12 protein-coding genes are annotated in these 14,193 nt (G+C 44.0%); 2 read left to right on the top strand and 10 right to left on the bottom strand.

All coding sequences use genetic code 11. From position 1 onward, the window contains the following. Positions 1-8: 8 nt before the first annotated feature. The 9 genes from hflC to D6V41_RS08590 all read right to left on the bottom strand — a co-directional run bounded on the left by hflC (position 9) and on the right by D6V41_RS08590 (position 10,472). A complete protein-coding gene (gene hflC, locus D6V41_RS08630; RefSeq protein WP_136251059.1) occupies positions 9-890 on the bottom strand; it encodes a protease modulator HflC in 882 nt (293 codons plus the stop codon). After that, complete coding sequence (gene hflK / locus D6V41_RS08625) at positions 891-2,051, bottom strand: FtsH protease activity modulator HflK (RefSeq protein ID WP_136251058.1); 1,161 nt, start codon at positions 2,049-2,051, stop codon at positions 891-893. It lies immediately after the preceding gene. A gap of 155 nt (positions 2,052-2,206) precedes the next feature. Continuing rightward, positions 2,207-3,493 (bottom strand): ribosome rescue GTPase HflX, encoded by a 1,287-nt coding sequence (gene hflX, locus D6V41_RS08620; protein WP_136251057.1) that lies wholly within the window; start codon positions 3,491-3,493, stop codon positions 2,207-2,209. A 14-nt stretch (positions 3,494-3,507) separates the two neighbouring features. After that, on the bottom strand, positions 3,508-3,753 hold the full coding sequence (gene hfq / locus D6V41_RS08615; RefSeq protein WP_136251056.1) for an RNA chaperone Hfq: 246 nt from the start codon (positions 3,751-3,753) through the stop codon (positions 3,508-3,510). A 66-nt stretch (positions 3,754-3,819) separates the two neighbouring features. Further along, positions 3,820-4,794, bottom strand: coding sequence for a tRNA (adenosine(37)-N6)-dimethylallyltransferase MiaA (gene miaA / locus D6V41_RS08610; protein ID WP_136251055.1), 975 nt, complete (start codon positions 4,792-4,794; stop codon positions 3,820-3,822). Positions 4,795-4,851: 57 nt separating this feature from the next. Next, the gene (gene mutL, locus D6V41_RS18160; protein ID WP_168710991.1) at positions 4,852-6,951 is read right to left on the bottom strand and encodes a DNA mismatch repair endonuclease MutL; all 2,100 of its coding nucleotides are present in this window, start codon (positions 6,949-6,951) and stop codon (positions 4,852-4,854) included. A gap of 1 nt (position 6,952) precedes the next feature. After that, complete coding sequence (locus D6V41_RS08600) at positions 6,953-8,251, bottom strand: N-acetylmuramoyl-L-alanine amidase (RefSeq protein ID WP_421907777.1); 1,299 nt, start codon at positions 8,249-8,251, stop codon at positions 6,953-6,955. 158 nt (positions 8,252-8,409) lie between these two features. After that, the gene (gene tsaE / locus D6V41_RS08595) at positions 8,410-8,955 is read right to left on the bottom strand and encodes a tRNA (adenosine(37)-N6)-threonylcarbamoyltransferase complex ATPase subunit type 1 TsaE (RefSeq protein ID WP_136251195.1); all 546 of its coding nucleotides are present in this window, start codon (positions 8,953-8,955) and stop codon (positions 8,410-8,412) included. A 17-nt stretch (positions 8,956-8,972) separates the two neighbouring features. Then, a complete protein-coding gene (locus tag D6V41_RS08590; RefSeq protein WP_136251053.1) occupies positions 8,973-10,472 on the bottom strand; it encodes an NAD(P)H-hydrate dehydratase in 1,500 nt (499 codons plus the stop codon). A gap of 32 nt (positions 10,473-10,504) precedes the next feature. Here D6V41_RS08590 and queG point away from each other — a divergent pair, with 32 nt between their 5' ends. Beyond that, the gene (gene queG, locus D6V41_RS08585; protein ID WP_136251052.1) at positions 10,505-11,653 is read left to right on the top strand and encodes a tRNA epoxyqueuosine(34) reductase QueG; all 1,149 of its coding nucleotides are present in this window, start codon (positions 10,505-10,507) and stop codon (positions 11,651-11,653) included. A gap of 78 nt (positions 11,654-11,731) precedes the next feature. On the opposite strand, the gene D6V41_RS08580 is transcribed toward queG, so the two are convergent. Next, positions 11,732-12,775, bottom strand: coding sequence for a hypothetical protein (locus tag D6V41_RS08580; RefSeq protein WP_168710990.1), 1,044 nt, complete (start codon positions 12,773-12,775; stop codon positions 11,732-11,734). Between the two features lie 250 nt (positions 12,776-13,025). Between D6V41_RS08580 and D6V41_RS08575 the strand changes: the two genes are divergently transcribed. Beyond that, the gene (locus D6V41_RS08575) at positions 13,026-14,180 is read left to right on the top strand and encodes a hypothetical protein (RefSeq protein ID WP_136251050.1); all 1,155 of its coding nucleotides are present in this window, start codon (positions 13,026-13,028) and stop codon (positions 14,178-14,180) included. Positions 14,181-14,193: the final 13 nt, after the last annotated feature.

The following is a 14,193-nucleotide window of genomic DNA, read 5'->3' as shown; positions in this document are numbered from 1 at the left end:
TATAAGGTTTATCTTACGCCTGTTTGACTGTTCAGGTAACGGAAGAAGTCACTATCCGGTTCTACAACGATGATATCCTGCTTGCTGTTAAAGCTCGCTCGATAAGCATCCATACTGCGAATAAAGCTAAAAAACTCTGGATCTTTTGAGTATGCCTGCGCATAAATCTGAGCTGCTTGTGCATCACCTTCACCACGCAGCTGACGGGCATTACGCTCTGCGTCTGCCAGCATTACTGTAACTTTCGCATCAACGTTTGCACGAATAATCTCGGCTTGCTCCTGACCCTCTGAACGATATTCTCTTGCTGCAGCAGCACGCTCCGCACGCATACGATCGAAAATTGAATTACTGATTTCCTGAGGAAGGTTAATTTGCTTTACTCGCACATCAACAATTTTGACCCCGAGTTCATCAGAGCTGTCTGATGCCTGAATCATCGCTTCATCCATCAATTCGCTGCGCTCTCCCGATACGATTTGCTGAATAGTTCGCATACCAAACTCCGAACGAAGCCCGTTATTGACCTTTTGCTTAAGAAGCACTTCTGCGTTTTCTTTGATTCCGCTCGTAGATAGCCAGTAACGACCGAAGTCTTCAATTTTCCACTTCACGTAAGAATCTACAATCAGGTCTTCCTTGTCCACTGTGACAAATCGATCTGCTCGTTCATCAAGGGTTTGAATACGTGCATCTAATCGCTCAACACGATCAAAAACCGGTATTTTAAAATGTAAACCGGGTTCATAAACGCGTGTAGTACCGTCACTGTTTTGTGCGACCTTACCGAAAGTAATTACAATTGCACGCGTTCCTTCCGCCACAACAAACACCGAGTTGTATGCAAAAATAGCAAGGATAACGACTAAAATAATCGAGATGTTTTTCATTTAATTTCTCCCTTGTCTACCGTCATTGCTTCGCGGTGAATTATTAAGTACTGGCGAGGCATTAGGACTGTTATTTACGCGGTCGCGGATTTCTTCAAAACTCGTTGAATTCAGACTGTTAGAATTTCTGTTTGAACTAGCGCTTTGGTTCATAATTTTATCCAAAGGAAGATACATCAAATTACCGCTTCCATCTGTGTCCACCATGATTTTGCTGGTATTGCTAAACACATTCTCAAGCGTTTCAAGATAGATCCGTTGACGCGTTACTTCTGGCGCTGCTTCATATTGCGGCAAAAGTTCTTCGAATCTGGCAACTTCACCCTGCGCTTCTAAAATTGAGCGTTCTTTATACGCTTGTGCCTCTTCGTTCATTCGATTTACACGACCACGCGCTTCAGGCTCGATGGCGCGTTGATAGGCCTCGGCTTCGCGAATAAAGCGCTGCTGGTCTTCCTGCGCTGCGATAGCATCGTCAAACGCCGCTCTGACTTGTTCAGGCGGACGGGCGTTAGTAAAGTTAAGGTCGATAATGTCTACGCCCATGTTGTATGGTGCGATAATACCCTGTAGCTCCTCAAGTACACGTTGACGAGCAACTTCACGACCTTCGGTAAGTACTTCATCCATTTTTGAATGACCCACTACGTAACGAATTGCCGAATCAAAGGCTTGTGACAGACTTTGCTCAGGATTAACTACGGCAAATACCCACTGCTGAGCATCAAAGACGCGATACTGCACTTCCATTTCAACGCTGACCATGTTCTCGTCTTCCGTCAGCATTGAGCCTGAGGAGGATTGGTTGCGAATAGACTGGACATTGACAGGGATAACATCATCTATAAATGTAAACTTCCACTGCAAACCGGGTTGAGCAAGCGAGTGAAATTCACCAAAACGCAAGACAACGCCACGCTCGGCTTCTTTAATTGTGTAAAAACCACTTAGCAAGTAAACCACTACAGCAAGAATTACGGCAATTCCAATACCCTTTCCGCCGATGCTGGCACCGCCGCCAGAACCACCGCCTTTTTTACCAAACTTGCCAAAAATGTTTTTCAATACATCATCTAAATCTGGTGGCCCTTGATCTTTGCCACTACGATTTTTCCACGGGTCGTTGTTATTACCATTTCCACCCGGCTCATTCCAAGCCATAAATACACTCCGAAATTACAAACACTAGTTAATATACTGGTTCGGCCATCTTATAGATTTGCCAGCAAGAAAATAACTGGACAAATTACCTTACACACGAAACTTCGCTGAGCAAGCTAACAATGGCGTTTTTAACAGGCGCCCCTGCCGTTTCCTTAATGGATAATAAATTCACTTAATTTATGGTCAACTTTTTTATCAATACGATGCCAATCGGCACTTAGCATTTTGATATCAACCAGCCAATCCCCCTGCTTCGAATAGCTCTGATCCAGTATGCAGTTCAGCTCATATAGCAAACCTCGCAGTTTGCCTTCATTGGGTGGGATACGCAAAGTATAGCTTACCATCGATTTTCTTAAACACTCAGTGAGGGCTTTTTTCAATAAATCAATGCCCAGACCATTCTGTGCCGAGACCCAAACGCGTATCGGCTTTCCTTCCTGGTCCCTGTCAATGCGAGGTTCAATGTCTTCCAGGCGGTCTATTTTATTGCAGATAATAAGCTGTTGGACTTCGTCTGCGCCAATTTCGTTCAACACTTCGTTTACCTGGTCAATGTTTTCTCGATATTGCGCATCGGAATAATCAACAACATGTAACAGTAAATCAGCTTCTTGGGTTTCTTGTAAGGTCGCTTTAAATGCGGCCACAAGGTCATGAGGCAAATGTCGAATAAAACCGACGGTATCGGCAAGAATCGCTGAACCTACTTCAGAGAGTTCTACTTTTCGTAAAGTTGGGTCAAGGGTAGCGAATAATTGATCGGCGGCGTACACACCTGCTTCTGTTATTGTATTAAATAAAGTTGACTTGCCTGCGTTGGTATAGCCCACTAATGAAACCGTTGGTATTTCAGCTCGTTTTCTGGATCGTCTACCTTGTTCACGTTGTCTTTGTACGCGTTCCAGGCGTTTAAGAATGGCCTTAATTCGACCGCGAAGTAATCGTCTGTCTGTTTCAAGTTGTGTTTCACCCGGCCCTCGTAGTCCGATACCGCCTTTTTGTCGTTCCAAATGCGTCCAACCGCGGATCAGGCGGGTTGAGATGTGACGAAGCTGAGCAAGCTCTACTTGCAGCTTACCTTCATGCGTACGCGCGCGCTGAGCAAAGATGTCAAGAATCAGACTCGTTCTGTCAAGCACCCTACATTTCACTAACGCTTCTAAGTTACGTTCTTGCGATGGAGAAAGTGAGTGATTGAAAATGACCACATCGGCACTCAATGCTTTAACCGTTTCGGCAATTTCTTCGGCTTTACCTGAACCTATGAAATATTTAGCTTGTGGGGCGTTACGTGAGGCTGTGACGATGCCCACCTGATTTACACCGGCAGAGGACACCAACATTTGTAATTCTTGTAAGTCTTCTTTGTTCTGTTCGTCTGAAAAATCTATGTGCACCAAGATGGCATTTTCGCCAGCTTCAAACCGGTCAAACAAATATACACTCCAATTTAGTCTTGCGATTCACCGTCGCTGTGATTCGTCGGCATTGTGAAAGCGCGCGAAGGCACAACCGTTGAAATCGCATGTTTATACACCATTTGGCTAACTGTGTTTTTCAGCAACACAACAAACTGATCAAAGGACTCAACCTGACCTTGCAGTTTGATCCCGTTAACCAAGTAAATGGATACAGGAATACGTTCTTTTCTAAGTGCGTTTAAAAATGGGTCCTGTAAAGATTGACCTTTAGCCATTAGACATCCTTAATTATTATTATTTAAATGTTTACCCATGTCTGGTTAACCAGTGTACAACAAACATTATTCAGTTACACATATTTTTTGCAACAACAATTCCAAATTATTCGTAGACTCAATATCCAGTATTTGAGTATTTTCCCAGCCTCTCAGCCATGTAATTTGTCGCTTTGCCAGTTGCCGGGTTGCAATGATGCCTCTTTCAATCATCAATGATTCATCAAATTCGCCAGCCAAGTGTTGAATCACTTGTCTGTAACCTACACTACGCATGCTCGGCAAATCTGGATTGACTTTATACGTCTTAAGTATGTGCTTTACTTCACTTATCAAGCCTTTTTCTACCATTTGCTGAAATCTGAGCGCAATTCGCTGATGCAGATACGCTCGGTTCTCGGTCATCAGCGCAACATTAATGAACTGATAGGGCAAACTTGGTCGCTTTTGATTCTGCCAACTTGTTAGCGATTTACCGGTGCTCAGATACACTTCCATCGCTCGCGTAATTCTTTGAGGATCATTTGGATGGATTCGTGCAGCGCTTTGCGGGTCGACTTGCGCAAGTTTGCTATGAACCTGCTCCAATCCCTCGTTTTCTATCATCTGCTGTACATTTTGCCGAACCTCATAATTGCTGCCGGGAATATCAGAAATACCATGATGCAAAGCATTAAAATACATCATTGTGCCACCCGCCAATATTGGCGTTTTTCCTTTGTTGTGTATCTTTTCTATACACTCCACGGCGTCTTTGTAAAAGTCGGCAACTGAGTATGGCAAATCGGGTGTGAGAATATCAATCAGATGATGCTCAATACCCTGCATTTCATCTGCGTCGGGTTTAGCGGTACCAATATCCATATCTTTATAAATGAGCGCAGAATCAACGCTGATCACCTCGCCATCGATTTGTTTGGCCAGTTCTATGGCTAAAGCAGTTTTACCGCTTGCCGTTGGCCCCATAATACACACAACTTTTGGATGCGCGTGTGTTGCTGATGAAGCGCCTTGATTATGTTGAGAAGAGTGTGGATTCATAGAGCAATATGTTTGTTAGGTGCTTTTGTTTGTTAAGTGATTATATTTCTTAAGTGATTATGCATCTTTAGCGCTGTGCTTTGGCGTGTTTCTGCATTGCTGGATAATCTGTGAAATCGCCGGCGCATCCAGGCATACTGAATGCTGATTCAACACATCTAAAAGTTGATCGTTTGATAAACCATACAAACAGTGCCTAAGCTCACTTTCACTTATCAAATGGTGCTTAAGATAAATATGATAAAGCTCACGTAAGGCACTATGAGTACCTTCCTCACCATGGGAAGTGCTTGCAAACTCAGGAAGAAGCGTCGCCCACGGTAGGGCTCTTAAACAACTTGGTACCTGTTTTAAAATCCATTTATTCGGTGTTTCAGAAAATTCACAACCTAATGCGCTTAGCTTATCTAGTCTTTTTCTAACTGATGAGTTTATTTGCTGGTTCCGATTATCTATATCTTTTGGTACCGAGACCGGCATCAAAAGTGGCTGTTGTACAGCGCTAGTATTTAGTTTACTCAGGCAGGATGCAGCGAGCAAATCAGGCAGCTCTAAAAGACTCAGGGCATTCTCATTTTGGATAAGCAACACATTTTCAACGCGTAAATATGCTGCGATTTGCCAAAGCTCAGTTTGGGGTTCTTTATCTGTGCTTTGGGATTGTTGGCAATTCGCAGCCTCACGGGCTTGCATAAGATTTTGATAGGCAGCCGATGCAACACTTAAATCTGCCTGCAATACCTTTGCTGATGCCTGAGAAAAACTGCCGCGACTCGCTGAAGCAGACGAAGTCTTGGCCCCAGGATATTGGCTAAGGTGTTGCCTGGATTTGTCATTAACTACAGCAGATGGTCTGAGTGACTGAATGTAATCATGGCTTGGCTCACGTGTTTGCAGCGATTGATAATCGGCTTGAAACCCGCCGTTTACTTTAGTATTTGAGGGTGTAGCATCTGAGGATGTAGTATCTGAAAATGTGCCGCCTGACCCTCCATTATTATCTTCGTTGCTTTCTTGATTACTTTCTCTATGGCTTTCTCTATGGCTTTCTCTGTGGCTCTCTCTGTGGCTTTCTCTGTGGCTTTCTGGCGTCGACATCTTATTTTGTGATCTTGTATCAGCGTTTGACAATAAAGCCTGACTAATTGCCTGATAAATTAGATCGTGCACCATTCGGGCGTGGTGAAATCTCACCTCATGCTTTGCTGGATGCACATTAATATCGATATCCTCTGGTGCGACGGTCAAAAAGAGGACAAAACCTGCATGAAGATTGTCAGGTAACATTCCCTCATACGCCTGACGAATGGCATGAAGCACAAGCTTATCTTTTATCATGCGTTGATTAACGAAAATAAACTGCTGGTCGTTGGTCAAAAAACCTTCGCCAATGTTAGAACACCATCCCGCCAAGCTAATATCGTCCAAACTGTATTTAAGCTCAGAACACATACTTAGCATTTTGTGACCACAAACCGCCTCTATCCGACTTTTCTGGTCGCCCGCTTGCCATTTGAAAATTAACTTACCGTTATGTTTAAGCGTAAAACTCAGCGCCGGGTTTGCAAGTGCAATACGTTTGATGATTTGTTCGATATGCTGAAATTCAGTTTTTGGCGCTCTTAAAAATTTGCGTCTGGCAGGTGTATTGAAAAATAAATCCACCACCTCAATACTCGTGCCATCGGGATGTGCAGCAGGCTCTAACTGCACCTTCATATCCAAGCCTGCAGCATGTGCCTGCCAGGCAGCTTTCTGAGCCTTGGGTTTGGATGTGAGCGTTAATCGACTTACAGAACTGATACTGGCGAGTGCTTCTCCACGAAACCCCATGCTTTGAATATGCGATAAATCATCAATGTCGCTTATTTTGCTTGTGGCATGGCGCGAAAGTGCAAGCTCAAGTTGCTCTTTAACTATCCCTACACCCGTATCTCGAATAAGAATGCGTTTGTGACCGCCTTGTTCAATTTCGATATAAATACTGTCAGCTTTCGCATCTATACTATTTTCAACAAGCTCTTTAACGACAGAGGCTGGACGTTCGACCACCTCGCCCGCCGCAATTTGGTTGGCAAGCTGAGGAGGTAAAATTTGAATAGGCCGATCAGGCTTGGCGTTTTCAGGTTTAGCTGAGCTTTTTTTTATAATGGTCATGTCAGGAACTGGGGATAGTGAGTACTTGCCCCACTCTTACCAAATCGGAACGCAGGTTGTTTTCAGATTTTATACTACTGACCGTCACGCCATAGCGCTGTGCTAAAAGCGAGAGCGATTCACCGCTTGCCACTCTGTGTTGCTGCGGCGCGCTTTGCTTCCATTGAGCCCACAAGGTTCCATCAGGCGGTGTTTTTTTGAAGAATGATTTTATCGATTCAAACATGGCATCGGCCAAACGCTCTCTGAACTCTTTCCAATTCAGGTTCTTCTCTTCCTGCGGATTAGAAATAAAGCCCACTTCCACTAATATTGATGGCATTTCAGGTGCGGTGAGCACAGCAAAACTGGCACTTTGCGGCGTGCGTTTATGCATTTTTGTCACCTCTTTCATCTCATCGATAACTTTATTACTTAGCTCATAGCTACTGGAACGAAATAAATCCATCGACATATTAAGGATTGTTTCAGCAAAATATCGTTCGGTATCTCTATCTTCGATAACATCGGCAGCAGGCCCCAGAAGCTCCGAACTACGCTCTGTTTGCTCAAGTAAGCGACCCAATTCACTGTCTGCCCGCCCTTTTGAAAGTACCCATACCGAACCACCTCTTGGTTGAGGCGTCGTAAACGCATCGGCATGTATTGAAATTAACAAATCAGCATTGTTTTTTGCCGCCAACTTGGGGCGATCATTTGGCGAAATATAGTAATCACCGTTGCGTGTTAAAATGGCTTTTAATCCCGGTTCTGCGTTGACCCTGCTTGCCAACATTTTTGCGATCGAGAGTGTAATGTGCTTTTCGTAGGTTCCCGCAGGTCCCACAGAGCCCGGATCAACACCACCATGCCCTGGATCAATGACAATAATGATATCTTTATCCCGGTTGGGTTGCGAACTGTTTACCACCTGAGCGGGCGCTGTATAGTTCGGGTCAATCAGTTCAATCACCAATCGATGAGCAAAGCCGTCTGCTGCATCAAGCGTAAATATGTTGGGTTCCAATTTTTTCCGCGTTTCGATGACTAAACGCGTATCACTTTTTGTTTTAGGCGTAGAGTGGCGCACTTTAGAAATATTACTGGCGGCCCCAGCCGATGGACTGTTTAACTGAAGATTTTTAAATGAGTAACTATTATCCACACCCTGAAGGTCAATCACCAATCGATGCGGATTGGTCAAAGTAAAGTAAGTAAATTGCGGGGGCTTACTCAGTTCTAGAACAAGTCTGCTAGTATCATCGACCTGCGCAAATCGCACTTCCTCAATTCTATCAGCTTGAGCGTTGAAGCTGGCCATAAGGCCTAAAAAAAACAGTACAGAAAATAAGACGTTTGCAGTCAGTCTTAGCGCAATTGTAATGGTCACTGAGGCTATCGCTCTTTGAGTGACATTAAGCTCAACTGGTCTTGCGTTGCAATTCATCTTAATTTACTAACTCCGCGTTGGCGTGTATGTTAAAGCGTAGACCTAGATTGCACTTGGGTTATGTGCAATGTCTCAGGCAAAAACTCAAGCCATTTTTGCGCTACAGTGCTGCATGCATGCAGTGTAAAAACACGACCATTTTCTGCTATTGCTATCTTAATGACTAGGTCAGGGCTTGGCAATAGAACAGAGGCCTTTTCTGGCCACTCTATTAAACACAGGGTTGACGCACTGAAATAATCCCTTATCCCCATAAACTCCAGCTCTTCCGGGTCAGCCAAGCGGTACAAATCGAAATGAAAGATATCAACATCTCCGATTTTGTATGGTTCAACCAAGGTGTAGGTAGGACTTTTAACACTCCCTTGATGACCCATTGCCTGCAAAAACGAGCGGCTGAAGGTTGTTTTACCCGCCCCTAAATCGCCTTCCAGAAAAAAGACAAGCCCACCCAAACCATTTGCTTTTGCTTGCCCGGCAAAATGTTCAGCAAGAATTTGCGTATCTGCTTCGCTGTTGCAAATTACTTTGTTTGTCACAAAAGTTTTATCAGCAGCGGTGTCTGATAGGGACATATTTTCCAATTCACTTGTCATTCGTTTACTAATACTCTGATGGTTTCGAACAGGTCACTAGGTAGCAAACCTCGTTGACCATACTTTTCAGCAATGATATCACCTGCTTTTGCATGAATGGAAACGCCAAATTGACAGGCCATATCGGTCGTTAAACCCTGCGCCAAAAGGGAACTAAGTACACCGGTAAGCACATCTCCCATTCCGGCTGTAGCCATGCCGGGATTGCCGTGTCGACACACCCAGGAATGCTGCTGATTATCGACAATACTACCGGCTCCCTTTAGTACACAAGTTGCGTCATACCGCTCGGCGCACTGACGGGCAAAGTTAAAGCGATTGGACTCTACATCTTCAATAGACACATTTAACAATCGAGCGGCTTCTCCGCTATGTGGCGTTATTATGCAGTCACTCAAGGAAACAAAACGTGTATTCACCGCTTTTAAGTTAAGTGCATCAGCGTCAACCACTATCGGTTTGGGATGATGCTGACAGTAATCCATGACTTTATCAAAGACCCCTTTTGCCCACGCATCTGTTCCCAATCCAGGCCCGATGGCGATGCAACTGGCCCACTCAAGCGCCTCATCTAGACCGTCACTTATGACCATAAGTTCCGGTCTGCCCGCACTAATTTGTACAAGTGAGTTCTGATGAGCAAACACTTTTACCATACCTGCCCCAGTGCGCAGTGCAGACTCGCTTGCAAGACGAATTGCGCCCGACATACCTGCATTCCCGCCAATGCATAGTAAACGGCCATGATTTCCTTTGTGAGTATTAACCGGCCTTGGCGCCAAACCTTTAAAGTGCTTAATATCAAGCGCAGTTGCATCACTTCTCGCAATTTTCGCAAATGCCTTGCCAATACCCAGATCTTCAAACACAAGCTTTCCGCAAAACTGTTTTCCAGCCCCTGTGGTCAAGCCAAGTTTGATGCCTACGAAGGTCACCGTCACGTCAGCCTGGATGCATCTGCCCAGCGACTCGCCAGTATCTCCACAGAGTCCGCTTGGAATATCCACGCTGACAACAGGCAATTTTGAATCGTTTATCGTATCGATGACTTCAGCAAATTCTGCTCGTATGACACCATTGATACCTGTCCCTAAAAGTGCATCGATAACCACTTCAGCTTTATCTAATAATTCGCTGGAAAAATGTTCAACTTTGCCGCCATTTTGCTCGAATGCCTCACGAGCTTTAGCAACATCTCCCTGCACTTCCCTATCAGGCTCAACTGCGCAAAGCACGACGTTTTTTCCAGCTTTTACAGCGTGAAGTGCCGCAACATAACCGTCGCCTGCATTATGTCCAACGCCTACCAGCACCAGATAGTTATCAATATTGGGCAATAGCTGAACCGATTGTTCAAAAACCGCTTTACCGGCGCGTTGCATCAGCGCATATAAATCCAGCCCCATTGCTTCTGCGGCTTGTTTTTCATGCTGACGAACCTGGTCAGCCCGGTAAAGTTTTTGTGTTAAACTCAAGCTGGCGTTTTTTTCTAACATGAAATAATTTTCCTTTTGTGAGCTTAAAGCCAATGCAGTCAATAGATTACGTACAATTAGCAAACAATATCAAGGCTTGGGCTAAATCGCTAGGCTTTCAGGGCATTGGCATCGCTGATATTGACGTGAGTCAACACGAACAAGCCTTGAAAAACTGGCTTGAAAACGACTATCACGGCAGTATGTCTTTTTTTGAACGTAATATGGACAAACGCTTATCGCCCGATTTGCTCCTGCCAGGCACACTTCGGATTATTAGTGTGAGAATGAATTATCTGCCCAAAAAACCTGATTTTGCGAAGGACTTAGGCGACCCTAACACCGCCTACATCTCGCGATATGCCCTTGGTCGAGACTATCATAAAGTGATGCGTAAACGCCTCAAGCAACTTGCTGAGAAAATTAAGTTCTATTGCGAAAATTTAAATTACCGTCCTTTTGTGGATTCAGCCCCTGTATTGGAACATGCTGTGGCTGAAAAAGCCGGAATTGGCTGGACAGGCAAGCATACACTTACCATAGATGATAAGGACGGCTCCTGGTTTTTTTTAGGAGAGCTTTTTGTCAACATTCCCTTGCCTGTTGATTCGCCAATTGAAACAAAAGGCTGTGGTTCGTGCACTGCCTGTATTTCGATATGTCCTACAGATGCTATTGTTGCTCCCTATCAGATTGACGCAAAACGCTGCATCTCTTATCTCACTATCGAGCATGATGGCCCAATTGATGAGCAATTCAGAGAAGCAATGGGGAATCGTATTTACGGCTGCGATGATTGTCAGTTAGTGTGTCCTTACAATCGATACGCCCCCTATACGGAAGAAGATGACTTCACGCCAAGATCGGCGCTTGAAGGCGCCAGTCTGATTGAATTATTTTCATGGACTGAAGCGCAATTTTTAAAAGAAACAGAAGGCAGCCCTATTCGTCGCATTGGCTATAAAAAATGGCTCAGGAATCTTTCCGTTGCATTGGGTAACGCACCTTACAGCGAGAAGATTATTTCACTTCTTCTAAAGCGTTTGGACGAAACGGACGATGCCACATTAACTGAGCACTTTGCCTGGGCTCTTTCCCGCCAGAAAAAAAAGCAGAGCCCGTCAATTCAACCAAATCTGCTTACGCGCCAACAGGCACGCTTGGTAAGAATTATAAAAAAAGCCAATAATGCAAATGCTTAACATTTTCTGCAAAAGTCATTGTTGTTGTGCTTACCCTTCGCTTAACAAGCCATGAAGTAAATTCTGCCTAATACCGGTTTATTGCTCAATATGACAACTTCTGGGCAAGCCCCAACCAGAAGCCGGCATCAGTAGGCTTTTTTCTGCGTCAAAAGCTAAAAAAGGGTCAATCAGATTATTAATCCAAAAAACCATTTGTACACAGGGCGCTTCTTCCATCTCAAATAGCACGACTGCTTCGATACTCCCATCTGCTCCCAAGTCAACGTTTTGTTGAGCTATTCTGTCTGTATCATCATAGGTATAAATAAAGTCGTAGCGCGTAAAAGTCCTGCCTGGTAAAGGAATAATTTCGTGCGCTTCCTGAACCAAAAGTCCCTCTTCATAGCGATATTCGACCATGCCCAGGAATTCACCATCATCCGATGTTGTCTCCTGTTTTGCGATCCTGTTTTCACCCGTCCAGCTTAGTTCAGTAATATCTCCATCACCGTTAAGCATCGAACCTAGCCGTCCATCAGCTAAATAGGTAAAAGAAAGACTATCGAAAACTGTCCCATCGGCATTATCGGTTTGTTCCCATCCATCAAGCCTGCCTGAAGTATAATCAAAACTGGTGCTCAAATTGAGTACGATCGCAGGCGAGATGCCAGTGTTGCTGAAAGAGGTATCCGCACTATCTAAAATAAAATCAGCAGAATAGCTTGCGGCAAAAACAGAAACAGGATTCCCGCCTTCAGATACGATTCGGTATTCTGTTACTCTGTTTTCATCATCAACTTCGTAAAACTCTTCATGTTCAGTTGACTCATCACCAGGAGTGAAAGACGCTAGAGAAAATGATTCAAATTTCGCATCCTCTGTACCATCATCGGTGTAAGTATAAATAGCCCCTGCAATGCGGCCTGAGTCGTCGTATTCCAGAGTAAGTAAGCCTTCAAACACGCCGTTATTGTCAAAATCATATTCTATGTTTTTCAAGCGTGAACTTGTTGGCGCAGGAGAGGGCGGCGGATCGGGTGGAGGCGCAGGTGGGGGAGGACTTGATTCTTCAGGAGGAACTACTTCTGTCTCTGAATCACTTCCGCTACAGCCATACAGACCAGTTGAAATTATTAGCATAGTCCCAACAAGCATTTTATTAGATAACGAGACGCGCGGGTAAAGATTCTTAAAAGTATGCATGAAAAGCTCGATATTCGGTAACGATAGTTAGATGTCGCTCAAGCTTATGATTTTAGTTTCAGAAATACACGGCAATCATTGATTGCACAAATTCAAACTAAAGCTAATTACCGCTAAGTGCCACTAATTGACAATTTGAGGGGGGGGGGGGTTGATAGCGTATTTACGTTGAAGTCGAATTAAGTAAGTGATTGTTGAAAACAATAATTCCGTTGCAAGGACTTCAACACAAGTTGTTATTTGTAAAAATAAAGATAGGATATTTAATATGGAATTAAGATTAATTTTGACTGCAGCGTTTCTTTTTACTTTTTCGTTTGCGTTTGATAGTAGCGCAAGCATTCTTGGTGATGAAAGAGCTGAGGTATGTTCAAGTAAGCTTGGAAATGCTTTTAGCCCTTGCCCGCAAAACTTCAAAAATAAAGCCCTGGCTGCCAGCGCCATCCATAGTGAATATTCAAGCTGCGACCATGGACCCACATGTATTGGTGGAGATTTCGATGTTCAGACAAGGCGTGATTACTTTACCTTTTTTGATGTTGATAACGAGCAAACCATAAAATATGAAATTACAATTTCGCCAAACGTATATAATTCCTTCGGCAGCCTGATTCTTCCAGGAAGTAAATCGGCGAGAGAAATTGAACCCAGTGATGCAGAGCGTGACGTCACTGAAGAGTTTGCCAATGTTGCTCGACTTAGAAACGACGTTCAGAAAATGTATAATTTAAGCATTAGTTCAACCGGAACGATGACCAACGCCCATGGTGAACGCAGCTCAATTGTGCCTCGTTCCGCAAGCACTTGTTTGACCGCGCTTGATTATCGAGAAACAGAAAGAAATTGCGCAGGTGATCTGGTTCGAGACATAAGAGAAGGTGTTCAAGACAATGCTACATTTTTCGGATTGATCTCATCTTTAACTAAACTTGAGTCGGTCATAGATATAGTAGTACCGCTTGACATAGATTTGACAAATTTAAACGAACTAGCTTCGTTCAATGTGGTTATGAATTTTGCTGATGGTTCGGTATTAGCATTAAATGTAGAGGTAGATGAAGGTGCGGTAAGTGTAGTATTAAATGAAGACGCATCAATTACATCTGAAGGCCGTACATTTGCTGACGCAAAACAAACAGGCGTCTCTCAACACGGGAGTTTAATTGAAGCGAAGTTGGTTGCTGGAGGTAGTTTCGTGCCTGTAAGATGTGAACCAGCAAACTTTAAAAATAGTAGTTATGTAGCGGTTGCCGTAATCATTATTCGCCATCCCGATGGCTCGGAAACGGTCAGAACAGTCTATCAAAAACAAGACACCTACGTAACTTACCAGAGTTGCTAAAAAAGAGCGCTTA

Origin of the sequence: Ningiella ruwaisensis, from assembly GCF_004798935.1 — a bacterium.
GTDB classification, from domain to species: Bacteria; Pseudomonadota; Gammaproteobacteria; order Enterobacterales; family Alteromonadaceae; genus Glaciecola; species Glaciecola ruwaisensis.
This window is presented reverse-complemented; position numbering and strand designations above follow the sequence as displayed.

Excerpts from the sequence above, each read along its gene's own strand:
- miaA (WP_136251055.1), bottom strand. The coding sequence starts at position 4,794 with ATGAATCCACACTCTTCTCAACATAATCAAGGCGCTTCATCAGCAACA.
- D6V41_RS08580 (WP_168710990.1), bottom strand. The coding sequence starts at position 12,775 with ATGCTAATAATTTCAACTGGTCTGTATGGCTGTAGCGGAAGTGATTCA.
- D6V41_RS08590 (WP_136251053.1), bottom strand. The coding sequence starts at position 10,472 with ATGTTAGAAAAAAACGCCAGCTTGAGTTTAACACAAAAACTTTACCGG.
- mutL (WP_168710991.1), bottom strand. The coding sequence starts at position 6,951 with ATGACCATTATAAAAAAAAGCTCAGCTAAACCTGAAAACGCCAAGCCT.
- hflC (WP_136251059.1), bottom strand. The coding sequence starts at position 890 with ATGAAAAACATCTCGATTATTTTAGTCGTTATCCTTGCTATTTTTGCA.
- queG (WP_136251052.1), top strand. The coding sequence starts at position 10,505 with ATGCAGTCAATAGATTACGTACAATTAGCAAACAATATCAAGGCTTGG.
- D6V41_RS08600 (WP_421907777.1), bottom strand. The coding sequence starts at position 8,251 with ATGGCCAGCTTCAACGCTCAAGCTGATAGAATTGAGGAAGTGCGATTT.
- hfq (WP_136251056.1), bottom strand. The coding sequence starts at position 3,753 with ATGGCTAAAGGTCAATCTTTACAGGACCCATTTTTAAACGCACTTAGA.
- hflK (WP_136251058.1), bottom strand. The coding sequence starts at position 2,051 with ATGGCTTGGAATGAGCCGGGTGGAAATGGTAATAACAACGACCCGTGG.
- tsaE (WP_136251195.1), bottom strand. The coding sequence starts at position 8,955 with ATGTCCCTATCAGACACCGCTGCTGATAAAACTTTTGTGACAAACAAA.